The sequence below is a fragment of the Paenibacillus amylolyticus genome (assembly GCF_051136285.1).
Classification (GTDB): Bacteria; Bacillota; Bacilli; order Paenibacillales; family Paenibacillaceae; genus Paenibacillus; species Paenibacillus amylolyticus_F.
The window spans coordinates 3601055-3626211 of record NZ_CP194938.1; the positions used below are offsets into that span (position 1 = coordinate 3601055).

Below are 25157 nucleotides of genomic sequence, written 5' to 3' on the forward strand. Positions count from 1 at the left end.
TGCTCTTGAGCGTTTAGAGAATACCTTCTCCCGTCGTTTTCTTCGAAATATAGTTGGAACCGAGGACAAAGATCAGTCCAACAACTGCCTGGAATAAGCCTACAACCGTTGCAAGTGTATACTGCCCGGATTGTATACCCATTCTATATACGAAGGTGCTAAGTACATCGGAATATTCACGAACAGCCGTATTACCAATAACGAAAGGCCGGTCAAAACCGATGCTGACCATGTTTCCAAGATTAAGGATAAGCAAGGTTACAATGGTTGGTTTAATGCTTGGCAGTGTAATATGCCAGATTCTCTTCAGCCGCGTTGCGCCATCAATCTCAGCTGCTTCGAACAATTCCTTGTTCACACCGGTTAATGCAGCCAGATATAGAATGGTTCCCCACCCAGCACTTTGCCACACACCTGTAAACAGGTAAGTAACAAGCCATGGATTTTTTTCTGTCAAAAATGGTATGGAATTCAGGCCTAGACTCTCCAGTATTCCGTTTACCATACCGGATTGATTACCAAACAACTGGTATACAATCCCCCCGATGATAACCCAAGAGATAAAGTGAGGAATATACAGAATGGTTTGTGAGATCTTCTTAAACCATTTGAATCGTACCTCATAGAGCATAATCGCCAGAATAATTGGAGCAGGGAATGAAACGATCAGATCAAGAAAATTCAGCATAAATGTGTTACGTAATGTAGTGTAGAAATCCGGCATTGCGAATACTTCGCGAAAAGCATCGAAGCCGATCCACTTACTACCGTTAATCCCTTGGAACAAGTTGAAGTCTTTAAACGCGATCTGCACACCATACATCGGTCCATAACGGAAAATGATAAAGTAAATCAGAGGCAATGAAATTAACGCATACAGCTGCCAGTATCTCTTCAAGTATGTGGTCATGTCTCTCTCTCCTCCTCACAAACGAAGAAACGCTATGCCGCCGCCCAGAAGCGACGGCACAGGCCTCATCGAAACCCTTCAATTTACATATATTTCATGTCGATCTTATTGTTCAGCAGCTTCCAGCTCTTTTTTCAGATCTGCTCCACCCAGGGACATGAAGTCAGCCATTTCTTTTTCAAAGACTGAGTCAAAGTCAGCTGGTTTTGCCATAGCTGTTTTTACGATAATAACGTCCAATTTGTCTGACAGTGCTGTACTGTACTTCATCTCAGCCTGAATTGGCTTACTGAAGACAATTGGTCCAACCGTATCTGTGTTTGCAACTTCAAGTGCTTTTTTCAAGATTTCCTGATTGGCTGGAGGGAATCCCATAATCCATGCTTTTTCATTCAAGGCTTGATCACCCAGGTTTTTACCGTTCGAGATGATAGCTGTATCACCTGCGTTGAACAAACGATCTTTTGCTTCTTGAGTAGCGTCTGCTTTAGCAACTGGAACACCGTCTACCAGATCATAGTTCTCGCCTTCCACACCATCATAAATGGCAGTAAGGTTTTTATCGGAAGCCATCCAATCCAGATATTTAATCGCTTCTGCTGCACGTTCACTGCTCTTTGGAATCATGATGTACATACCATTTGATCCATAACGGGACTTGATATGTTTTCCATCAGCATTTGCATTGGTGTATGCATCCAGCGGAGCCAATTTGCTGTCCGGTTTGTTTGTTTTCAACAGATCATAAGATCCATCTGGCCAGAAAATGGAGTCCACATCTTCAGAGAAGAAACCAGTATTTCCATTGGCAACGTCTTTATTCAACTGAGTTTTATCCTTATCCAAACTGAAATCTTTACTGATCAGGCCTTCGTTGTACAGCTTGTTCAGGAACTGCATCGATTCTTTAAATCCTTCATGCAGAGGTAATTCATAACGTTGAGAATATGTTTTATCCCCAGCGATTGGCTTGATGAAAGAGTAGATCAGTGGCTCATAGGAAGCTGGTGCAAGCGCAAAACCCATAGGGATGTTTTGACTTCCCACCTTGCCAGGGTCTTTTTCTTTAAATGCTTTCAAGGTGTTATACAACTCATCTGTTGTTTTAGGTGCTGGCATTCCCAGCTTATCTAACCAATCTTGACGAACAAAGGAGCTATACCGAGCTGTAATCGCACGTTTACCCGGAATGGCGAACTGTTGTCCTTCAACTTGACCAAACTTTAATGTATCTTCGCCCAAAAACTTTTTCAGATTCGGTCCATACTGATTAATCAGATCACCTACATCTGTCAAACCGCCTTGTTGTGCATAGCGGTAAAACACGCTGGAGTCATAAACGAAGACAACATCCGGAACGTCCGAAGCACTGGCCATCAGGACATTCAGCTTGGTTACTTCCTCAGAACGTTGAACAGGTACGAATTGTACGTCAATGTTGTTTGGATCACCAAAGTTCTTTTGAATCATTTGAGAGATAAAGTTGTTTGAAATCGTGTACTGGGAAGGTGTTTTACCACGGTCGAAAAGCTCCACCTTTAATGTGACGCGTTTTCCATCACCCGATGCTCCGCCTTCTGCTGATTTGTTGTCTGAAGATCCGCACCCCGCAAGTAGTGAGACACCCATTACTGCTGTAAGTGCCAAACCCATTAACTTCTTTAGACTCCCTTTTCTTGTCATTCTGTTCATCCCCTTTGGCTTTACGTGAATGTTTTAAAGCTTGCTCTGAGTATTCCATACTATTGTGACCCCAGACAACTGACTAAAATCGTGTACATCAATAAAAGAGTTTCAGTTTGCCTCCTATGCTTATTTTCGCAGACTGCCATAATGCCCGAAAACCCTATGGTACCAGGCTTCAGCAGTACTTCCTCCGTCTTTATGTGTAAGGTACAGATAAACCATTTTCCCACACTGACTAAATTCGTAAATAACATGCCGGTGTAATGATGGAACATCTTCTGACATGATCATGAAAGCATCATGTTTATTTTGAAATTTTTCAAGCGCTTTCATTTTTGGCATTGTCAAATAAACAAAACAAGGTGAACCATTGCATGTGATATCTCCATATATTATGGAGACTCATTGCAATCATTCACCCTGATTTTAGAAATCAACTCTTTCATCATGTACGAAAAACTAACACATTCATTCAATTTAAATCCCTAGAATTTTGACTCAAGTCACTCATCCGCTGTCTTTGAGTCTTTCTTCATCCGACGATAATCTCCAGGAGTAATCCCTGTGACCCGCTTGAACACACGTCCGAGTGTGATCCCGTTTGCATAACCGACTTTCAAAGCGATATCCTGTAAGGAATGGTCTGTATCCAGCAACAACTTTTCTGTTTCTTTCATCCTAAGGTCGGTCACAAAGTCAACAAACTTCATGTTAAATTCAGTCTTAAACAGATAGCTGGCGTGCTTTCCCGAAATCTGAAAACGATCACTCAAATGTTTAAGAGACAAATCTGGATTGGTGAACTGTTCCTCGATATATTTTTTCATTTCATTAACCATAGCTTTATAGCTCTTCGTTTCCGTAACAGCAACGTATGTCCGGAACAGATCGGTAAGACTATCGAACAACAGCACCTTAACATCTTCTAGCGACTCTGCTTCTTCCATCGCTTTCAGCCAATTGTTGATGTTTTCCTCAGACAGTTCTTTCTGTAACCCTTCCGACATCATAGAGACTTCACGGCTGAGCATTTGGAGCATCGCCTGAATCAGGGAACGGATCTCATCATCTGGCAGTTTATTTCGCTCAAACTCCTTAAAAATATCCTCCAATTGCTCTCTCCACTGTCCACTCGACATCCTGAACCGTTTGACAAAGTCTGCAATCATTTGCAGATACGTGTAGGTCTCGAGCAATGGATGCTGCATTTCACTTGTCTCTGCTTCACCCACATCACCATGCATCAGCAGCTTACGCTGCATCACTGCTTCAGCGGCTGTAAACGATTGATGGATCGCCCCAATTCCTTCAGCAACAGGTCCAATGCCAAAGCTGAGGGAAATTCGAAGATTCTGTTCTACCCAGGATTTACATTCCTCAGCAACCAATCGGATCTGTTTGGCTAAATCCTGTCCCTGCTGCGTTTCTTCCTTCGAAAAGAAAAGAATAGCAATCCGATCTACACTGATCCATTCTGTCCAGCATTGCACTTCCGTATCTCGAGATAGCTCCTGCAATACATTCATCAGAGCGAACTTCAGTGTATTTTGCTCTCCTCTGGTGAATTTCTCCTGAAACCCCTTCTCATAGCGGTTAATATCCCCAACAACCACGATAAAGCGAGAAGCTTCATGAGCCCCATCAAATGGGGATACCTCATACAATTGTCCTGCGGCATTGTCCACATGGTCACCATGTAACAGAGCGCTAAACAGTTTACTCCGCTGCATCAGCACATTTTCCCGGCTCTTTTTATCATAATCCATCATATGATTGATCAGATTTTCAAGCACACCGTCAATCATTTTCATCTCATCCATACGAGCACCGGACTGTTCAAACGCCTTGATCTGTTGAGATTCAATCCGATTCATGATGATTTGAATTGGCTTGTAGTTCCGCCGGGTTACATACACGATATAGATAATTGCACAGATTACCGTCAAAACTGCAATGACTACCCAGACATAAGAAACAACAGACACCCAACCAAACAAATTACCTGCTTTGATGCCACTAGTAAGTGTCCATCCCAATCGATGCAAAGGTAGTTCATTTAACTTGGTACCTTCGAGTGCACTCTCTTTATCAGAATGTGCATTATAGATAATCCTGCCCTCTTGGTCGGTTATCGCCAGGAAAGAGAGCTTTCCATTAACCATCCCATCCACGCTCTGCTTGATGCTACTCATCTTGATATTGATGACCAATAGACCTTCTGAGCCAAAAGGCAGTGGCATTTCTTTATTGACGGTCAACACTTGTACTGGTGTCTTCTGCACATCGTCCCATTCAATCTCCCGAACAGGCTGCCACCCTTGACCCATAGTACCTTTTAGCGTTTGACTTATCCATTCTTTGTCTCCGAAGCTTTCCACTTCTCTTGAACCACTCACCGTTATCACACGTTGGTGCTGCTTGTCATAGAGGTATATGGATTGAATCCATGAAGAGGAGTTCATCATCTCACGTAAGTTTTGTGCAATGGTATATACCGTATCCGAATTGTTTGGATTATTTTCGTTAAAATAAAGCCTGTACGCCGGCTCGTATTGCACTTTCTCTGTCACAGCCAGTTCAATGTCCCGAATCGTATGATCCAGCGTAGTCGCAAGATAACTGGAAGATATTAGATCAGCCTTCCTGGTCTCTTCTTTGGAAATATCATTAATGAAGACAAAAGCACTAAAAATGAGTATCGTCATCGTAAAGAAAAATATAGGGAAATACGAAAAGAGTAACCGATAATACCAAGTCCGCGACAATAGACCCCACTCCTCACTCCACGATGTCAATATCCTACAGCCGTGGTTCTACTGTTTAGTATCCGTAACAAAACCATTCCAGATTCATCTATAATAAAACGCTATCATTCTTAATAATAGTTATTATATCACAAGCGATCAAACAGCCAAGCACGGAATTGAACAAGCGGGGTCAAAATAAAAATACCGTGCTGAGTAAAAATGTACTCAGACACGGAACGTAAAACCAGATTAGGCTGTGAAACACCCGTTAATCATAAAATTATATACCGGAATCCTTAAACAGAGTCGCCATGGAACCGCCATCTACAATGATGCGGATGGCTCGTGAGAGCATAGGTGCAACGGGTAATACTTTAAAACAGTCCGGATGGTCCTCCGGCAATGCAATCGAGTCTGTTACCACAACCTCGGTAATCGATGGATGATTTAATTTGCTTACTGCTCCATCCGAGAACAAGCCGTGAGTTGCGCAAACATATGCGTTCTCTGCACCCCGTTCCTTTAAACCTTCAACCACATTCACAATGGTTGTACCTGTATCGATCAGATCCTCGATAATGATCGGTGTTCGTCCCTCAACGTCCCCGATCACATGTGTAATGATGGATTCGTTATGACTTGGGCGTTTCTTGATCATGATCGCAAAAGGAGAATCCAGACGATTCGCCAGCTTCTCTGCCATGGATGCTCGTCCTGCATCAGGAGAAACGACCACCGGATTTTTGATCTCTTTGCTAAGCAGGTACTCACTGATCAGATCCAGTGATGTCATGTGATCCACCGGAATGTTGAAGAAGCCCTGAATAGCTGCTGCATGCAGATCAATCGTAACGACCCGGTTCGCTCCGGCTGTCGTTAATACGTCGGCTACCATCTTGGCCGAGATTGGCTCACGCGGAGCCGACTTCCGCTCCTGACGAGCATAACCATAATACGGAACAATAATGTTCACTGTACGTGCAGAAGCTCGTTTTGCCGCATCAATCATAACAAGCAGTTCGACAAACAGCTCATTAATGGGATGAGACAAAGACTGTATTAAAAATACATCACAATTGCGGATCGATTCTTCGTAATGAACGTATATTTCTCCGCTCTTGAACCGGGACAGCTTAATCTTGCCCAGTTGTACTCCCAGCTTATCGCATACCTGTTCTGCAAGCTTAGGGTTAGATGAACCGGAAAAAATACGTAACGAATGCTGCATAATGCCCTCCCGAGGGGTATCCCCTATCATATTCCCTTGTATAGTTAAGTTGAACAATTCAACTTGTATAAAAGGTTCACTTTCCCCTATTATACTCCACTGCTGTCTACATTTAAAGGAATGAACGTACGCTGACGGCTTTCAAACACAGCAACTTGCTCACAGCCGAGTTCATGTAAAAGCGCCTCCGCCTCAGGCAAATAGTCACCTAACTTCATGGGATCATGTGCATCCGACCCCATTGTAAGAGGAATGTCCAAACGAAGCGCCTCAGTTAGCATTCTCCGACTCGGAAACATCTCCGCACAAGGCTTGGATAGGCCTGACGCATTCAGCTCCATAGCGCAGCCGCTTTTTGCAATGGCTTGCAAGGCCGCATTCTCCAGTGCAATACGTTCCTCGGTCTGATCAGGTGATGGCACATAACCAAAACGTTTGATCACATCCGAGTGCCCTATAATGTCATACATACCTGTTGCGGCTGCTTTACTTACTGCATCATAATACTGACGATATACTCCAAGGACATCCTTACCTTCCCAATGGTGAGTCTGCCGAAAATCGGTAATATCCCATTCCCCCAGGAAATGTACTGAACCAATGACGTAATCCCATGGATAACGCTCAATTATGGAGCCAATCTCTGTTTCCCAGCCTTCAATATAATCACCTTCGAGGCCTACACGGACATCAATCTGTCCTCGGTACTTCTCCTTCAAGGAGAAACATTCCTCAACATATCGAGGCAATTCATCCATAGGCATAGCCATCTCCGGATAATACGCTGCTGGATCAACATGCAGCAGCGGCATATGATCCGATAAGCCAATCTGGGATAGGCCGATCTCGATCCCGCGCTGCACATATTCTTCAAGCTGGCCAACGGCATGCCCGCAGCGTTCATGATGGGTATGGTAGTCTATACGCATTTAGCTTTCGCCTCCTAATCGCGGCGCGGCCGTTCGTGACGGCGACTTAGCTCGGACATGATGTCATCCAGCGGCAGCTTGCGCTCTTGCAGCAACACGAGCAAGTGGTACATCAGGTCACTGACTTCGAGACGAAGCTCGTCGTTGTCTTTATTTTTCGCGGCAATAATTGTCTCGGAAGCTTCCTCACCGATCTTCTTCAGGATCTTATCGACGCCTTTATCGAATAGATACGTGGTATATGCGCCTTCCGGACGCTCGCGTTCACGCTCCGCAATGACAGATTCCAGTTCAGCCAGTACCTCAAAGCGGCTCTCAGCATCAGTTGAAGAGCTCGTGCTTGATGCTGCTGTGCTTCTCGCTTCTTCTTTGGTATCTTGTTCCGCTCTATTTGCTGGTAAACCCATAATTTCATTGTGGAAACATGTTACCGCACCTGTATGACAAGCTGGTCCCTTCGGTTTAACCTCAACCAGCAGCGTATCGCCGTCACAGTCATACTTCAAAGAAACGATCTTCTGTACATTGCCCGATGTAGCTCCTTTATTCCAGAGCTCCTGACGTGAACGTGACCAGAACCAGGTTTCTCCGGATTCCAGCGACAGCTTCAGAGATTCACGATTCATATAAGCCATCATTAACACTTCACGGGTATCCACATCCTGCACAATCGCAGGAACCAACCCTTCATCCCAGCGGATGTGCTCCACAACCTGCTCCAAGGAGAGTTGTTCCTTGATCTCATCGCTTACTTTAGTCACGGATTTCCACCCCTTGTTCTCTTAATTGTTGTTTTAGTGCCGGTACAGCAATCTCTTTGTAATGGAAAATCGTTGCGGCCAGACCCGCATCCGCTTTGCCTGTTGTGAATACATCGTAAAAGTGAGACTCCTTACCTGCACCACCTGATGCAATAACCGGAATGCTTACCGATTCGGACACGGCTGCGGTCAGCTTCAGATCAAAACCGTCCTTGGTGCCATCAGCGTCCATACTGGTTAGCAAAATTTCGCCCGCGCCCAGCTCCTCGGCTTGTTTAACCCACTCCAATGCTTTAATGCCCGATGGTTTCCGTCCGCCATGGGTGTATACTTCCCACTCCCCCCAAGCCTCGTTATACTTGGCATCTATAGCAACCACGATACATTGCGAGCCAAAGCGGCGTGCGCCATCCGCAATGATCTGTGGATTAAGTACTGCCGCTGTATTGACTGCAATTTTATCCGCGCCTGCACGTAAAATACGCTTCATGTCCTCCACTTTGGAGATCCCGCCACCTACCGTAAACGGAATGGCAATCTCACCTGCCGTCTGCCTTACGACTTCCTCCATCGTTTCGCGTCCTTCCACCGAGGCGGAGATATCGAGAAATACGAGTTCATCCGCGCCCTCGCGGTCATACAGGGCCGCCAGCTCTACCGGGTCACCCGCATCGCGGAGATTGACGAAGTTCACGCCTTTAACAACCCGGCCGTCCTTCACGTCCAGACAGGGAATGATTCTTTTTGCCAGCATGTTGCCTCTTCCTCTCTAACCGATAATCCGTTATTTGTTCACCAAACGTACCGCTTCAGCCAGATCAATACTGCCTGTGTACAAGGCCTTACCCACGATTGCCCCGCCAACACCATCGGCTGCATGACGACTCAAGCGAAGCAGATCATCCATCACACTGACACCACCAGATGCAATGACTGTTCGTCCGCTCGCTTTGGCAAGAGACACAATCGCCTCAACATTAGGCCCCTGCATCATGCCGTCACGGGAAATATCCGTAAAGATAAACGTTTCTGCTCCATAAGCAGCGAGTTCCTTCGCCAGCACTTCAGCCTGTACTTCAGAAGTTTCAAGCCATCCGCGGGTTGCAACATATCCATTGCGCGCATCAATACCAATTGCCACTTTATCTCCATAACGTCCTAATACTTCTTCCGTAAAAGCACGATCCTCAATCGCCGCTGTGCCAATAATCAATCGGCTCACACCCAGCCCTAACAAACGTTCTACATCTGCTACCGTACGGAGCCCGCCGCCTACCTGCACAGGTACATTCACTGCGGACGCAATACGTCCAATCAGCTCATCGTTGACCGGGTGTCCCGCTTTTGCACCATCCAGATCCACCAGATGAACATATGTACCGCCCTGCTTCTCCCATTCAACTGCAACCTGAACCGGATCTTCGTTGTATACTGTCTCTTGATTATAATCTCCTTGCACCAGTCTTACACATTTGCCGTCCCGGATATCAATCGCCGGATATAGGATAAAAGATGACATACAAAGCCTCCTGAGTATGGATTAGATTTAAGATTCAGTCAAAGACAGAAAATTGCCAAGCAGCTTCATGCCAAGTTCCCCACTCTTCTCGGGATGGAACTGCATGCCGAAGTTTGATCCCCTGCCCACAATCGCTGTAACCGGATGTCCGTAATCCGTAACGGCCAGCAGATCTCCTTTATTCTCCGTAAGCGCATGATACGAGTGCACAAAATATACATGACCTGCGTCCAAACCCGCGAAGAGCGAATTTTCGGGGTGTAGAAATTCTAAACGGTTCCATCCCATATGCGGAACCTTCAGTTCACCTGGTGCGAAGCGCACCACTTTTCCCGGTAAAATGTCCAGTCCCTCATGTTCGCCGTGCTCCTCACTGGAGCTGAACAACAGCTGCATGCCCAGACAGATGCCAAGAAGCGGTTTTGTTCCAGCAGCGGCTTCTTTAACGACTGCATCCAGACCTGTTTCCCGCAAATGCACCATTGCATCACCAAAGGCACCAACCCCCGGCAAAATAACACCATCTGCTGCTAGAATAGCTTCCCGGTCACCCGTAACCAGCGCCTCATAGCCAAGACGTTCGACCGCTTTGCCGACGCTGTGCAGGTTACCCATACCGTAATCGACAATTGCAATCGCCATCGCCTACAGCACTCCCTTCGTGGAAGGCACACCTGTTACTCGTGGATCAATCATCGTCGCCTCATCCAGCGCACGTCCGAGAGCCTTGAAGACGGCTTCGATCATATGATGTGTGTTTTGACCGTAGTGCACAATGACATGCAGCGTAATCCGCGCTTCGAGTGCCAGTTTCCACAGAAATTCATGCACCAGCTCAGTCGAAAAACTTCCTACTTGTTGTGAAGGATACTCAGCACGGTATTCAAAGTGCGGACGGTTGCTCACATCGATGATAACCTGAGCGAGCGCTTCGTCCATCGGTACAAATACGCTAGCATAACGCTTAATGCCGCGTTTGTCACCCAGCGCTTGATATAGTGTCTGTCCCAGACAAATGCCGATATCTTCAACCGTGTGGTGATCATCGATATCAATGTCTCCGCGAGCCTGTACGTTCAGATCAAACTGGCCGTGCTTGGTGAACAGATCAAGCATATGGTTCAGAAACGGCACATCCGTTTCAATATTGGATTGTCCTGTGCCATCTACGTTGAATGATAGCTGAATATTGGTTTCGTTCGTTTTGCGGTCGACCTCTGCCTGGCGAACTGTACCTTTATGTTGAAGCTCCACACCTTGGTCTGCATTCTTATTCTGGTTATCCATTGTCCGATTCCACCTTACCTTCCTGTTCTAAACGTACAGCGATTGCACGAGCATGTCCTTCTAACCCCTCATGACGAGCTAATTCAATAATGGCTGCTCCGTTCTGCAGCAATGCTTCTTTACTATAATATATCAAGCTTGATTTTTTGATAAAATCATCCACGTCCACCGGTGAACTGAACCGGGCGGTTCCGTTCGTTGGAATAATGTGATTCGGCCCAGCGAAATAATCACCCACCGGCTCGGAACTATACGGCCCGAGGAAGATGGCTCCAGCATTCTCGATCCGGCCAGCGTAAGCCATCGGCTCCTGCACCATAATCTCCAGATGCTCTGGTGCAAGCCGGTTCACAATATCGATTCCCTCATTAATGGAATCGACCACGATGATCGCGCCATACTGCTCCACCGAAGCAGCAGCGATATCGCGCCGCGGCAGCACATGCAGCTGCCGCTGCACCTCGGCCTGCACGGCTTCCGCCAGCGAGGCCGAATTCGTGACGAGAATAGCCGATGCCATCTCGTCATGCTCCGCCTGCGACAACAAGTCCGCGGCGACATACACCGGGTTCGCCGTATCATCGGCGAGCACCACAATCTCACTCGGGCCGGCGATACTGTCGATATCGACTGCCCCATATACCTCGCGCTTCGCGAGCGCCACGTAGATATTTCCCGGTCCACAGATCTTGTCGACCGGGGCAATGCTCTCCGTGCCGTAAGCAAGGGCGGCGATGGCTTGCGCGCCGCCAACCCGGTACATCTCGTTCACGCCCGCTTCCGCGGCAGCCACGAGAATGTACGGATTAATGCCTTCACCGCCGTTTGTCGACGGCGGTGTGACAAGCACAATCTCCGGCACGCCTGCGACCTGTGCCGGAATCACATTCATCAGCACCGACGATGGATACGCTGCTTTCCCCCCAGGGACATACACGCCGACTCGCTTCAGCGGCCGAATAACCTGGCCGAGCAGACTGCCATCCGGCTGCCAGTCCATCCACGAATTGCGTTTCTGCTTCTCATGAAACGCACGAATGTTGACGGCGGCTTGACGAATCGCCGTCACAAAAGATGGCTCCACGGCTGCATACGCCGCCTGGAGCTCCTCCTGCGGCACGCGCAATTGCGCAGCCGTCAGCTTCGTGCGGTCCAGCTGCTCCGTGTAACGCAGCAGTGCCGCATCACCCTCCCGGCGAATGTCACCGACAATGCGCCGTACCGTTTCATTTTGCTCTGGCGTGCCGTACTCCACTTCCCGCTTCAGATCAAATTCCCGTGCTGGTACAATCTTCATCCGTACAACCTCCTTACGTATCTATTTCCTATTAACGCGTATATATCAACGTCACTTGACTACTTCATTGTAATTGCGTACTTAACTATCCATTATCCCTGTTCACGGATATGTTCGCTATCATTCTTTACTAATCTCTTCATTATCTTCTCGAACTTCCCGCAGAAACTTCATTCCCGCCAGGAATCACCAATTGAAGTGCATCACACAGTGCCTGAATCCGGGCATTTTTCATTCGATAACTAACTCGATTCGCAATAAGACGGCTGGTAATGTTCAGAATTTCCGTCATTTCCACAAGTCCATTCTCACGAAGTGTCTGCCCGGTCTCAACCAGATCGACGATTCGATCAGCCAGTCCAATCAGGGGAGCAAGCTCGATCGAACCATTCAGCTTAATAACCTCAACCTGCTGCCCTTGCTCACGGAAGTACTGGGAAGCGATTCGCGGATATTTGGTCGCCACTCGCTGCTGGATACCTGCCTTCCAGTCCGGTAGCCCAATCACCGACATACGGCACTGCGCAATGCCCAGATTCAGCAGTTCATACACATCCCGATCCTCTTCCAGCAATACGTCTTTCCCAACAATACCGATATCGGCAACACCATACTCCACGTACGTTGGCACATCCACAGGTTTGGCCATAATGAACTCCATCCCGGCTTCTGGTACCTCAATGACCAGTTTGCGTGTATCATCCACGTCCTCTGGAATATCCAGACCTGCCTCGCGGAACAATTTGGAGGCCTTTTTATAGATGCGGCCTTTGGGCATTGCCACCTTCAGAATATCCGACATCTCAGTGTCCTCCTTTTTGCGATCTATAGATTATGACCTGTTCATCCAGCCCCGCAGTTGTTTCGCTCGTTACAGGCGTCGTCTCTTCCTTTTTATCAGCAAGTAGAGATGTAACTACGTTTTGACCCAAACTGCGCAATCTCGCTGCTTCGGTCAATGCCTGGGCACGGCGATCCGGGCTATATTCAATACGTATCGTTTTCTTCTCTTCAATAGTAATGCCATGGACACCATCAATAATCCGGTTTGTTTTTAATGCAAATCCGGTAGCCGGAAGTGCACGTCCGAACTGCTGCAACAGATTATCATATCGTCCGCCACTACATACCGGTGATCCCAGCTCTGCTGCGTATCCTTCAAACGTCATGCCTGTATAATAGGAGAAATCCCCGATCATCGTCAGATCAATCAGCACATGCTCGGAGACACCGTAAGCCTCCAACACTTCAAATACTGCACACAGATGTGCAATGGATTGTGCAGCTTCAACACTTGAGCTAAGTTCGCTCGCATGTGTGCAGATTTCTTTCCCGCCACGCAGACGTAAAATCGCTTCAAGCTGCTGTTTCTGCTTAGATTCCAGGCTCAAAGCTTCAATGGATTGGCGGTAGCCCACGTAATCACGTCCAAGCAAACCTTCCTTCAATTGCTCCTGCTCCACCGTCTGACCTGGAATTACTTCTTCCAGCAGTCCATTCAAAAAGCCCATATGCCCCATCGCTATCTTAAAAGAAGACACACCCGCGGCCTGTAAAGAGGCAATTGCAAGTGCAACCACTTCAGCATCTGCCTCAGGCGAATCGTCCCCCACAAGTTCAACACCTGTTTGGAAAAATTCAGCCTCACGCCCGGCTTCCTCTTCAATGGAACGAAATACATTCGCATGATAGGACAGACGCAGCGGCAACGCCTCATCTTTGAGCATCGATGATACTACACGTGCAATCGGAGCCGTCAGATCAGAACGCAGAACCAGTGTCGTACCCCGGCTGTTCAACAATTTAAACAATTTGCGATCCGATGTAGAGCTAGCCACTCCTACCGTGTCGTAATATTCAATCGTTGGAGTTATGATCTGGCGATAACCCCAGCGCTCCATGCACTCCAGTACATTTCGTTCAATCTTACGCAGCTTGGATACCACATGTGGTGTATAGTCACGGAAGCCCGTTGGTTTTTCAAAGCCTTTTGGTTTAGACATGGATATAATTCACCCCGAGTCAAGAATTTGGATTGTTATATAAGTTGACTAAAGATATTTACATACTCACTTTGATGACAGAAGTTATATAACAGCTTTACCTTTTAAAAGCTCTATCTCAACAGGATTTATGTATGACAAATCCCCGTTCTATGTTTGTAACCTTAACTCAATGTAAAACCTACAACTCTCCATGATAGATTCAACTTATACGCTCACAAGTGACCCTGCTATACTACTCGTGGGTCATCTTTAGTCTCAATTGCTTTCACATGGTAAAGTGCTAACAAACTAAAGGATATGGGATATGATAACATGGATTCCGTTGTATCGTCAACAAACTTAGGCTATGACTGCTCTTGATGACCTAACTAGGCTAGGCAACCTTGTCCTGTTCATATCTTACGGCCCCTTATCGTTGGCTTCAATTCAAGTTTTGTATACGAAAAAAGCTGCCCTCAGCAGCTCTTCCCTCCATGCATTCGTTCATAAAACGATTCATGTATCACCTGTATCACTTCATACATCCTCTTTTGTATCCCTTAAACTCGCAAACGTGATGACTTCTTCACTTAATGCAGCTTGCGCTGAGAGGGTTCATCCGTTTTGAACACCATTTCTTCCGTCGGTTCTGCCGAACGTGACAAATCACGCAAAGGATTTCCTCCAACAAAAGCCCCTGGAGCAACATCCTTATGCACCACGGCTCCGGCAGCAACTACCGCTCCATCCCCGATCGTTATCCCTGGAAGAATCGTTGCATTCGCTCCAATCAGTACATTATCTCCGATAATAACTTCACCAAGTCTGTACTCCTTAATAAGATACTCGTGAGCCAGAATCGTGGTATTGTAACCAATCACCGAGTTTTCACCAATCGTTATTTTTTCCGGAAAAAATACATCCACCATCACCATCAGGCCAAAGGCCGTATGTTTCCCTACCTTCATACCGAGCATTCGCCGATAAATCCAGTTCTTGAGAGGCAAAACAGGGCAGTACCGTGACAACTGAATCCAGATAAAATTATGAACGCCCTTCCACGGACTCACTGTCTTGTAGATATGCCAAAGTGCATTTTGGCTATCCACCGGATAGCGGGTTACTTTTCTCATGAACGACCTGTTCCTGCAAGAACCATATTCAGCAAATCTCTCATATCATGCAAAATATAATCCGGCTTATACCCGCTCAGCACTTGCTCGCCTTTAAGCGACCAGGCTACACCAGCGGAGAGAGCCCCTGCATTTTGTGCCGATTGAATATCCACAGGACTGTCACCCACCATCAATGTATGCGCAGGGTTAGACCCCAGCTCTGCCATCGCTTTCTGCACCGGTTCTGCATGAGGTTTAGGATGAGTTACATCCGTCACAGTCACAATGGACTTCATATATTTAAGTAAATCAAAGCGCTCCAGCACCTTTAATGTAGAAGGACGAATTTTGGTAGTCACCACACCCATCGTAATACCTGCACGATCCAAAGCTTCAACCACCTCGATTACGTGGGGAAAAGGTCTAACCATCGCTTCATGATGAATATCATTATAAGCCCGATAACCTTTGACGTACTCCGATACCTCTTCCTGACCTGAAAAGGTTCGCATTTGTTGCTCCAATGTGCCTCCCATATGCGGAATAATCTGTTCCCTTGTCCATGGGGCAGCATGATTCCAGCCTTGCATTACATGCAGAAAGGAATTGATAATTAGCTCATTGGTATCAATAATCGTTCCATCCAGATCGAACAGTACCGTGTTAATCACGTTGCATTACTCCTTTTTATCTTCAACTTGCTTCGAATCATCTTGAGTTGAGCTTGGTGTGGTTGTTACCTTCTCCTCTTCACCAGTTACTGTTGCCGTATATCCAATGTCATCTACAGCAACTTTTGATGAGACGATCGGATCACTGTATCGTGCATCTGCTTTTCCCGTTACTCTTCTTACGACAATGAAAACGATAGCGACAACGATAATGCCAATCGCAAGCAACTGTGAAATTCGCACGTTACCGTACGCCGGATCTAAATATCCTTGTTCGAATCCCAATGCAGTCATTGGAGACCATAATCCGTTCACGAATGAAGCGACCCATTCCGGAGCCTGGAATGCCAGACTATCCGTACGCACAGCTTCAATGAAGAATCGTCCAATGGAATACCAGATGAAATAAGACATGAACATTTCGCCTGCACGCATGAACTTTTGACGACGGAGCACCAGCAACAGGATCAACCCTGCAAAGCTCCATACGGATTCATACAGAAAGGCCGGATGATGAAATACACCCTCTACGTTCATTTGATTTACAATAAAGTCTGGCAAGTGCAACTTGTCTCTCAAAAATGATTCCTCTACTGGACCACCATACGCCTCTTGGTTGACAAAGTTACCCCAACGTCCAATCATCTGTCCTACAATCAGTCCAGGTGCACAGATGTCCGCCATACGCCAGAAGTTATATCCTTTACGACGGAAGAAAATGACTGCACATATAATGGCACCAATCAGTGCGCCGTAGATCGCAATACCGCCATTCCATATTTTAAAGACATCCCAGAAGTTGCCCTTATAATCTTCCCACTTAAATGCCACGTAATAGATCCGGGCTCCAATAATTGCAGAAGGTACACCTAACAAAACCATATCCATGAACACTTCTTGCGGGATATTAAATCTCTTGCCCTCCCGAATGACAAGCAGCAGACCCAAAAGCGCCGCAGTCCCCAGAATAAGCCCATACCAGTGAACCTTTAATGCGCCAATAGAAAACGCGATGGGGTTCAACAGTAATAATGTATCCATTCATTCACACTCCTATCAATTCACATCTGTAAGCATGCCCGTTGGAGCCTGCAACAACCTTCATGTTAGAAGTGCGCAGACCGCCAAGTGTCATGCTTCATGAAAACTTTAAACTTTATATTTAAAGCCCGTTGCCTGGTTTTTCCTACCCTGCTATTCCAGCTGATCCGTGCAACCTTTCTTCGTTCATCTTAGTCCATATCTTCCATATCTTCTGAGATGGTTGCTGTCAGCTTGTTCGTAAATTGGAGTGCAGCATTAAGTCCCATCTGTTTCAAACGATAGTTCATACCAGCCACTTCAATAATTACAGCTAGATTTCGTCCAGGACGAACCGGAATGGTAACCAGAGGTACATCGGTATCGATAATACGTGTGGTCTCTTCATCGAGTCCGAGACGGTCATACTGTTTATCCTGCTGCCATGCTTCAAGACGAACAACCAATGTGATTCGTTTATTATTACGTACAGCTCCCGCACCAAACAAAGTCATTACGTTGATAATACCGACACCTCGGATTTCAAGCAGGTGACGGATTAATTCCGGTGCCGTGCCGTGAAGTTGAAAGTCGGACGTTTGGCGGATTTCCACAGCGTCATCGGCAATCAAGCGGTGACCGCGTTTTACAAGTTCAAGAGCGGTTTCACTTTTACCAATACCACTGCTGCCTGTGATCAACATACCTACACCATACACATCACACAATACACCGTGAATAGTAGCTGTTGGTGCAAGCTTACCTTCTAGAAAGCCAGTAATACGGCTGGAAAGAATGGTTGTTGCCATGTTGCTGCGGAGTACAGCCAGATTCTGCTCTTCACTGATATCAATCAGTTCCTGTGGAACTTCCAGTCCGCGTGTCACTACAATACAAGGTGTCTCCTCTGTACAAAGACGTTGCATACGTTCACGACGATCTTGTTCAGGCAGCATTGCAAAAAAGGCCAGCTCTGTTCTTCCCAGCAGTTGTACCCGTTCTTTTGGGTGATATTCAAAGTAACCGGCCATCTCCAGTCCAGGACGGTTAAGATCATCTACTGTGATGAATCTCTTTAGTCCCTGAGACCCCGAAACCACTTCCATCTGAAACTGTTGTACCAATTCGGATACTTTCACTTTTTTCGCCATTTGTCTCTTCCTTTCAGCATTCGCTGTGCCTCTATGTACCTCAATTCGTGTATCATTTCTTTCCATTATTAGCGTATTCACAACAGAACTCATAATCAGGTCGTTTCGTCTTTAAGATGTTGATCTTTTATGCTCCAACGTACAGCATTTTAAGGACAGACCTTCAAATAATCTTAAATGAATTTTGGATCGAATGCAATCGCAGACTCCACGCTATCCTTGCTTTTCATTAATAAACACCTTGTGATGAAAAACGGTACTGAACCCGCTTCTCCACTGAAATATTTATGCGTTCAATAATCTTGAAAAAAGCCCCTTCCTGCAAAAACGGAAGGGGCTCGATTTACATTATATAATTGCGTTACTTCCAGATTCCATCGTTACCGAGGATCTTCAGTAGGATTAGTCTTGAAGAAGTACGTTAACTTCGGATTCTTTGTCAAAGATATGAACTTTGTTCATGTCAATGGCCATTTTAACTGTTGAACCATCACGAGTGTTGGAACGTCCGTCTACACGTGCGATTGTAGTATCGTTACCTACACCGCTCAAGTAGAGGAGCATTTCGTGACCCAGGTTCTCTGTTACATCTACGTGAGTAGAGAATACAGAGTTCGGGGATGCTTCCAGGAATACCGGCTCTTCGTGAATGTCTTCTGGACGAACACCCAGAATCACTTCTTTACCAATGTATCCTCTAGATTTCAGCACTTGTGCTTTACCTTGTGGGATTTCAACGTCCACACCAGGAGCTACGAAGTGAAGACTTGCACCTTGCTCAGCCAGTTTACCCGAGATGAAGTTCATTGTCGGGGAACCGATGAAACCAGCTACGAACAGGTTAGCCGGGTGGTTATAAAGCTCTTCTGGAGAAGCAGCCTGTTGGATGATACCATCCTTCATAACTACGATCCGGTCACCCATCGTCATTGCTTCGATCTGGTCATGCGTTACGTAGATAACAGTTGTTTCCAAACGTTTAGCAAGTTTAGTGATTTCCGCACGCATCTGTCCACGGAGTTTAGCATCCAAGTTGGAAAGAGGCTCATCCATCAAGAAGACTTGTGGGTCACGGACAATCGCACGTCCCAAAGCGACACGTTGACGTTGACCACCGGACAATGCTTTAGGCTTACGCTCAAGCAAGTGCTCGATGTCGAGGATTTTAGCTGCTTCACGTACACGTTTGTCGATCTCGTCTTTCTTAACCTTACGCAATTTCAAACCAAACGCCATGTTTTGATATACGCTCATATGCGGATACAAGGCATAGGATTGGAATACCATCGCGATATCGCGGTCTTTAGGTGCAACATCATTAACGACACGGTCACCGATATAGAGTTTACCTTCAGAAATTTCCTCAAGGCCTGCGATCATACGCAGTGTTGTTGATTTACCACAACCGGACGGACCTACCAGTACCAGAAATTCTTTATCTTTAATGTCCAGGTTAATGTCAACTACAGTTGCTTTATCAGAACCCGGGTATTTTTTGAAAATATGCTCTAAACGTACTCCTGCCATGATTGTTGCCTCCTCAGAGATCATTTTGTAATCGAATACAATTTGTATATTTATAATACCCTATTCCTTGGTTATCTGACTATTCGCAAACTGCACAAAAATATCAAACCTTTTTCGTCACTTTGTACATTAGCAATAAAAGTTGCACAACAATCGCGCCTTTGAAGTGTCTAACATCATAACCAATCTCCTGTTTGATCTTATCTAGGCGATACACCAGCGTATTGCGATGGATAAACAAACGCTTCGCTGTCTCACTGACGTTACAGTCTAGAGTAAAGAAGGTTTCCAGTGTGGCCAACGTCTCGCTGTCATTAAAAATCAGTGTGCCCTTGCCAGTATCGCGAATAAAGCGCAGCCTTTGATGCTCCGATATACTGTCCACCAATTGCTCCAGCTGCAAATCCCATGGAAGATGAATGTGCTGAGTGACATGGAAGGAACGTCCAAGATGCATACTCTCCCGCAGTAGGGCAGTCACCTGAACCAGCGCTTCTTTTGGATTACACGGCAGTGAAGCAGAAAGATGGAACACTCCTGCGAACTCACTGGCAACCAACTCATATAATCCCATACAAAATGCATTGAGCGAATCTTTCCTCGCCTCCGCTGTGTCTTCATCTGCCTCACCAGTGACAATTTCTTCATCACCCATAAAGAGCCATTCCTGCTTTCCAAGCGGTATTAAAGTAATCCCTTCACCAAAATAGCTTTCCAACAGCTTATTCAACACTTTGGTGTGCACACGCTGAGAATCCGGGGTCTCGCCTTGCAAGAGAAAAAGAACCTTCTCTTCCTGAAATCCCGCTATAGAAGTAAATGATTCGGGCAGGGGTTCTGGACTGCCTGTCTGATAAGCCTTAATCTGCTCTTGAAGCCATACTCCAAGTGAGGATAGTTGTTTGTCAGTGTCGTTCACAAGTTGCGGTGTTTCACCGCTAGGAGTTGACCTTGCATTGCTGAGAATTAGCAACTCGATCAGGCGACGATTCTCCATTGTAATTGATCCAGCATCACATCCCCAGCATACAATGCTTCTTTCTTGCTCATTCATGCCAACTTTAAAAAAAACACGCTCACCATTGTGTAAACTTACAATATCTGATGAAATGTATGAATTTGCTTCAGACTCAAGTTCTCCTTCACCAGCTTCGCTTCGCATGATCTGTGGTTTATTTTCGTCCGAACCCATCAGATTATTAATAGATTGCATCCACTCATGCAATGTGATTTCATATTCGTCCAATGTGGTGTTTATAACGAATTCAATTTGCTGTTTTAAATCAGGTATGAGCTTCATATAATGAACGTCACCACTCTGCTTTATTTTTTATCATTAGTTTATCATATCTTGGTGTGTGGCGCTCTTTATCGAGTAGTTTGTTCTATTTCTGGTCATGCAAAAAAAGAGTGTTCGATCAAATTAATGATCAATCACTCTTTTTTAAGATGAGTCATGAAGGATTCGAACCTTCGACACCCTGATTAAAAGTCAGGTGCTCTACCAACTGAGCTAATGACTCATAAAACTGGTGGAGGATGATGGATTCGAACCACCGAACCCGTACGGGAGCAGATTTACAGTCTGATGCGTTTGGCCACTTCGCTAATCCTCCAGGATTAAAGGTGGCTCGGGACGGAATCGAACCGCCGACACGAGGATTTTCAGTCCTCTGCTCTACCGACTGAGCTACCGAGCCGTATTTAATTAAGAATTAATGGCGGAACCGACGGGATTCGAACCCGCGATCTCCTGCGTGACAGGCAGGCATGTTAGGCCAACTACACCACGGTTCCATGCATTAATGGTGCCGGCGAGAGGACTTGAACCCCCAACCTACTGATTACAAGTCAGTTGCTCTACCAGTTGAGCTACACCGGCGTATATGGTGGAGGCTGAGGGGATCGAACCCCCGACCCTCTGCTTGTAAGGCAGATGCTCTCCCAGCTGAGCTAAGCCTCCTGGGTAATATGGTAGCGGCGGAGGGGATCGAACCCCCGACCTTACGGGTATGAACCGTACGCTCTAGCCAGCTGAGCTACACCGCCATATTATTGATGTTTGATTGCTTGTCCATCTTTAGGTAAAGATGGCGGAGAGAGAGGGATTCGAACCCTCGCACCGCTTACGCAGCCTAACCCCTTAGCAGAGGGTCCCCTTATAGCCACTTGGGTATCTCTCCAAAGACAATCTAAACATTGTTCAAGGATTGCTCCTTGAAAACTAGATTCGAAACGAAACTCACGCAAACCAAACTTGCTATTGGATAAGCCCTCGACCGATTAGTACTGGTCAGCTCCATGCATTGCTGCACTTCCACCCCCAGCCTATCTACCTCGTCGTCTTCAAGGGGTCTTACATACTGGGAAATCTCATCTTGAGGGGGGCTTCACGCTTAGATGCTTTCAGCGCTTATCCCGTCCGTACATAGCTACCCAGCGGTGCTCCTGGCGGAACAACTGGTACACCAGCGGTACGTCCATCCCGGTCCTCTCGTACTAAGGACAGCTCCTCTCAAATTTCCTACGCCCACGACAGATAGGGACCGAACTGTCTCACGACGTTCTGAACCCAGCTCGCGTACCGCTTTAATGGGCGAACAGCCCAACCCTTGGGACCTACTTCAGCCCCAGGATGCGATGAGCCGACATCGAGGTGCCAAACCTCCCCGTCGATGTGGACTCTTGGGGGAGATAAGCCTGTTATCCCCAGGGTAGCTTTTATCCGTTGAGCGATGGCCCTTCCATGCGGTACCACCGGATCACTAAGCCCGACTTTCGTCCCTGCTCGACTTGTAGGTCTCGCAGTCAAGCTCCCTTATGCCTTTGCACTCTTCGAATGATTTCCAACCATTCTGAGGGAACCTTTGGGCGCCTCCGTTACTCTTTAGGAGGCGACCGCCCCAGTCAAACTGCCCACCTGACACTGTCCCCGTACCCGATGAGGGCACCAGGTTAGAACCTAGATACGATCAGGGTGGTATCCCAACGGTGCCTCCACACAAGCTGGCGCTCATGCTTCTAAGGCTCCCACCTATCCTGTACAGATCGTACCCAAATTCAATATCAAGCTGCAGTAAAGCTCCATGGGGTCTTTCCGTCTTGTCGCGGGTAACCTGCATCTTCACAGGTATTAAAATTTCACCGGATCTCTCGTTGAGACAGCGCCCAAGTCGTTACGCCATTCGTGCGGGTCAGAATTTACCTGACAAGGAATTTCGCTACCTTAGGACCGTTATAGTTACGGCCGCCGTTTACTGGGGCTTCGGTTCACAGCTTCGGATTACTCCTAACCACTCCCCTTAACCTTCCAGCACCGGGCAGGCGTCAGCCCGTATACTTCGCCTTACGGCTTCGCACAGACCTGTGTTTTTGCTAAACAGTCGCTTGGGCCTTTTCACTGCGGCCCCCTCGTGCTATTCACACTACCGGGGCACCCCTTCTCCCGAAGTTACGGGGTCATTTTGCCGAGTTCCTTAACGAGAGTTCTTCCGCGCGCCTTAGAATTCTCTTCTCGCCTACCTGTGTCGGTTTGCGGTACGGGCACCTTCATCTGGCTAGAGGCTTTTCTTGGCAGTGTGAGATCATGACCTTCGCTACTGTAATTTTCGCTCCCCATCACAGCTCAGCCTTACGATGTGCGGATTTGCCTACACATCAGCCTTACTGCTTAGACGGACATCCATCAGTCCGCGTCACTACCCTACTGCGTCCCCCCATTGCTCGTAACGATTTACGGTGGTACAGGAATTTCGACCTGTTGTCCTTCGACTACGCCTTTCGGCCTCGCCTTAGGTCCCGACTTACCCTGAGCGGACGAGCCTTCCTCAGGAACCCTTAGGCTTTCGGCGGATCAGATTCTCACTGATCTTTTCGTTACTCATACCGGCATTCTCACTTGTATAATGTCCAGCGCTCCTTACGGTACACCTTCAACCCTTATACAACGCTCCCCTACCCCTGATGCAATGCATCAAGCCATAGCTTCGGTGGTGTGTTTAGCCCCGTTACATTTTCGGCGCAGAGTCACTCGACCAGTGAGCTATTACGCACTCTTTCAATGGTGGCTGCTTCTAAGCCAACATCCTGGTTGTCTGTGCAACTCCACATCCTTTCCCACTTAACACACACTTGGGGACCTTAGCTGATGGTCTGGGCTGTTTCCCTTTTGACAATGGATCTTAGCACTCACTGTCTGACTCCCGGAAGTAAGTCTATGGCATTCGGAGTTTGACTGAGCTTGGTAACCCTTGCGGGCCCCGCACCCAATCAGTGCTCTACCTCCACGACTCTGTTTTCCGAGGCTAGCCCTAAAGCTATTTCGGGGAGAACCAGCTATCTCCGAGTTCGATTGGAATTTCTCCGCTACCCCCACCTCATCCCCGCATTTTTCAACATGCGTGGGTTCGGGCCTCCAGTGCGTGTTACCGCACCTTCACCCTGGACAGGGGTAGATCACCCGGTTTCGGGTCTACGTCCACGTACTATGGCGCCCTATTCAGACTCGCTTTCGCTGCGGCTCCGGCTCTTCACCTTAACCTTGCACGGGAACGTAACTCGCCGGTTCATTCTACAAAAGGCACGCCATCACCCCTAAAACGGGCTCTGACTTTTTGTAAGCACACGGTTTCAGGTTCTATTTCACTCCCCTTCCGGGGTGCTTTTCACCTTTCCCTCACGGTACTGCTTCACTATCGGTCGCTAGGAAGTATTTAGCCTTGGCAGATGGTCCTGCCGGATTCATACGGGGTTTCACGTGCCCCGCACTACTCGGGATCCGTCTCGGAGGGAACAGACTTTCAACTACAGGGCTTTTACCTTCTTTGGCGGGCCTTTCCAGACCTCTTCGCTTAACCGGTTCCTTTGTAACTCCATGTGAGACGTCCCACAACCCCAAAGAGCAAGCTCTCTGGTTTGGGCTTCTCCGCATTCGCTCGCCGCTACTGACGGAATCACTATTGTTTTCTCTTCCTCAAGGTACTTAGATGTTTCAGTTCCCTTGGTATGCCTCTACACAACCTATGTATTCAGTTGTGAGTAACTGGATATTACCCCAGCTGGGTTTCCCCATTCGGACATCCCCGGATCAAAGCTTGCTTACAGCTCCCCGAGGCAGTTTCGTTGTTCGCCACGTCCTTCATCGGCTCCTAGCGCCTAGGCATCCTCCGTGTGCTCTTAGTAGCTTAACCATTGCGCTCGTGTTCGAGCTGTCGCTCCGCTTGGTTTGCTTGCGCAAAGCCAAAAGTTGCTCCATTTCGATCACTCGCTCCAGCAATCTACCGTTTTTATTGAAACTTGTTATACACAAGTTCAGCTAAAAAGGA

At 47.1% G+C, this 25157-nt stretch carries 19 protein-coding genes, 8 tRNA genes and 1 rRNA gene; all 28 read right to left on the minus strand.

Translation table 11 applies throughout. From position 1 onward, the window contains the following. Positions 1-13: 13 nt before the first annotated feature. Complete coding sequence (locus tag ACR8BL_RS15835; protein ID WP_434748525.1) at positions 14-910, minus strand: ABC transporter permease; 897 nt, start codon at positions 908-910, stop codon at positions 14-16. Positions 911-1015: 105 nt separating this feature from the next. After that, positions 1016-2602, minus strand: coding sequence for an extracellular solute-binding protein (locus tag ACR8BL_RS15840; RefSeq protein WP_434748526.1), 1587 nt, complete (start codon positions 2600-2602; stop codon positions 1016-1018). 497 nt (positions 2603-3099) lie between these two features. Further along, on the minus strand, positions 3100-5361 hold the full coding sequence (locus ACR8BL_RS15845; protein WP_434748527.1) for a helix-turn-helix domain-containing protein: 2262 nt from the start codon (positions 5359-5361) through the stop codon (positions 3100-3102). 262 nt (positions 5362-5623) lie between these two features. Beyond that, positions 5624-6571, minus strand: a complete 948-nt coding sequence (locus tag ACR8BL_RS15850; RefSeq protein ID WP_434748528.1) for a ribose-phosphate diphosphokinase — start codon at positions 6569-6571, stop codon at positions 5624-5626. Positions 6572-6660: 89 nt separating this feature from the next. Next, positions 6661-7500: a histidinol-phosphatase HisJ gene (gene hisJ / locus ACR8BL_RS15855; protein WP_434748529.1), complete on the minus strand. Its 840-nt coding sequence runs from the start codon at positions 7498-7500 to the stop codon at positions 6661-6663. A 14-nt stretch (positions 7501-7514) separates the two neighbouring features. Then, positions 7515-8261 (minus strand): bifunctional phosphoribosyl-AMP cyclohydrolase/phosphoribosyl-ATP diphosphatase HisIE, encoded by a 747-nt coding sequence (gene hisIE / locus ACR8BL_RS15860; RefSeq protein WP_434748530.1) that lies wholly within the window; start codon positions 8259-8261, stop codon positions 7515-7517. Next, positions 8254-9015, minus strand: a complete 762-nt coding sequence (gene hisF / locus ACR8BL_RS15865) for an imidazole glycerol phosphate synthase subunit HisF (protein ID WP_253498773.1) — start codon at positions 9013-9015, stop codon at positions 8254-8256. Before hisF ends, hisIE begins: the two co-directional genes overlap by 8 nt. 30 nt (positions 9016-9045) lie before the next feature. Next, positions 9046-9780: a 1-(5-phosphoribosyl)-5-[(5-phosphoribosylamino)methylideneamino]imidazole-4-carboxamide isomerase gene (hisA, locus tag ACR8BL_RS15870; RefSeq protein WP_434748531.1), complete on the minus strand. Its 735-nt coding sequence runs from the start codon at positions 9778-9780 to the stop codon at positions 9046-9048. Between the two features lie 27 nt (positions 9781-9807). Then, positions 9808-10422, minus strand: a complete 615-nt coding sequence (gene hisH / locus ACR8BL_RS15875) for an imidazole glycerol phosphate synthase subunit HisH (protein WP_434748532.1) — start codon at positions 10420-10422, stop codon at positions 9808-9810. Positions 10423-10425: 3 nt separating this feature from the next. Next, positions 10426-11067 (minus strand): imidazoleglycerol-phosphate dehydratase HisB, encoded by a 642-nt coding sequence (hisB, locus tag ACR8BL_RS15880; RefSeq protein WP_434748533.1) that lies wholly within the window; start codon positions 11065-11067, stop codon positions 10426-10428. Then, positions 11060-12364 carry a histidinol dehydrogenase gene (gene hisD, locus ACR8BL_RS15885; RefSeq protein ID WP_434748534.1) on the minus strand — a complete coding sequence of 435 codons (1305 nt, stop codon included), beginning with the start codon at positions 12362-12364 and terminating at the stop codon, positions 11060-11062. The genes hisB and hisD overlap by 8 nt, the downstream gene beginning before the upstream one ends. A 142-nt stretch (positions 12365-12506) precedes the next feature. Next, positions 12507-13166 carry an ATP phosphoribosyltransferase gene (gene hisG / locus ACR8BL_RS15890; protein WP_434748535.1) on the minus strand — a complete coding sequence of 220 codons (660 nt, stop codon included), beginning with the start codon at positions 13164-13166 and terminating at the stop codon, positions 12507-12509. A gap of 1 nt (position 13167) precedes the next feature. Continuing rightward, positions 13168-14367, minus strand: coding sequence for an ATP phosphoribosyltransferase regulatory subunit (locus tag ACR8BL_RS15895; RefSeq protein ID WP_434748536.1), 1200 nt, complete (start codon positions 14365-14367; stop codon positions 13168-13170). 572 nt (positions 14368-14939) lie between these two features. Beyond that, positions 14940-15482 carry an acyltransferase gene (locus ACR8BL_RS15900; protein ID WP_434748537.1) on the minus strand — a complete coding sequence of 181 codons (543 nt, stop codon included), beginning with the start codon at positions 15480-15482 and terminating at the stop codon, positions 14940-14942. Further along, positions 15479-16135 carry a pyrophosphatase PpaX gene (gene ppaX, locus ACR8BL_RS15905; protein WP_434748538.1) on the minus strand — a complete coding sequence of 219 codons (657 nt, stop codon included), beginning with the start codon at positions 16133-16135 and terminating at the stop codon, positions 15479-15481. Before ppaX ends, ACR8BL_RS15900 begins: the two co-directional genes overlap by 4 nt. 6 nt (positions 16136-16141) lie before the next feature. Next, positions 16142-17176 carry a prolipoprotein diacylglyceryl transferase gene (gene lgt, locus ACR8BL_RS15910; RefSeq protein ID WP_434748539.1) on the minus strand — a complete coding sequence of 345 codons (1035 nt, stop codon included), beginning with the start codon at positions 17174-17176 and terminating at the stop codon, positions 16142-16144. Positions 17177-17367: 191 nt separating this feature from the next. Next, complete coding sequence (gene hprK, locus ACR8BL_RS15915; RefSeq protein ID WP_434748540.1) at positions 17368-18306, minus strand: HPr(Ser) kinase/phosphatase; 939 nt, start codon at positions 18304-18306, stop codon at positions 17368-17370. Positions 18307-18708: 402 nt separating this feature from the next. Beyond that, positions 18709-19833, minus strand: a complete 1125-nt coding sequence (locus tag ACR8BL_RS15920; protein ID WP_434748541.1) for an ABC transporter ATP-binding protein — start codon at positions 19831-19833, stop codon at positions 18709-18711. Between the two features lie 103 nt (positions 19834-19936). Continuing rightward, positions 19937-21133 carry a PucR family transcriptional regulator gene (locus tag ACR8BL_RS15925; protein ID WP_434748542.1) on the minus strand — a complete coding sequence of 399 codons (1197 nt, stop codon included), beginning with the start codon at positions 21131-21133 and terminating at the stop codon, positions 19937-19939. A gap of 150 nt (positions 21134-21283) precedes the next feature. Beyond that, positions 21284-21356 (minus strand) — tRNA-Lys (locus ACR8BL_RS15930). A 7-nt stretch (positions 21357-21363) separates the two neighbouring features. Further along, positions 21364-21449: transfer RNA gene (locus ACR8BL_RS15935), tRNA-Tyr, on the minus strand. Between the two features lie 11 nt (positions 21450-21460). Continuing rightward, a tRNA-Phe gene (locus tag ACR8BL_RS15940) sits at positions 21461-21533 on the minus strand. Between the two features lie 19 nt (positions 21534-21552). Beyond that, positions 21553-21630: transfer RNA gene (locus ACR8BL_RS15945), tRNA-Asp, on the minus strand. A 9-nt stretch (positions 21631-21639) separates the two neighbouring features. Next, a tRNA-Thr gene (locus ACR8BL_RS15950) sits at positions 21640-21715 on the minus strand. Positions 21716-21720: 5 nt separating this feature from the next. Continuing rightward, positions 21721-21796, minus strand: a tRNA-Val gene (locus ACR8BL_RS15955). Positions 21797-21805: 9 nt separating this feature from the next. Then, positions 21806-21882, minus strand: a tRNA-Met gene (locus ACR8BL_RS15960). Between the two features lie 42 nt (positions 21883-21924). After that, a tRNA-Ser gene (locus ACR8BL_RS15965) sits at positions 21925-22016 on the minus strand. A gap of 80 nt (positions 22017-22096) precedes the next feature. After that, positions 22097-25022 (minus strand): 23S ribosomal RNA (locus ACR8BL_RS15970). Between the last annotated feature and the right edge of the window lie 135 nt (positions 25023-25157).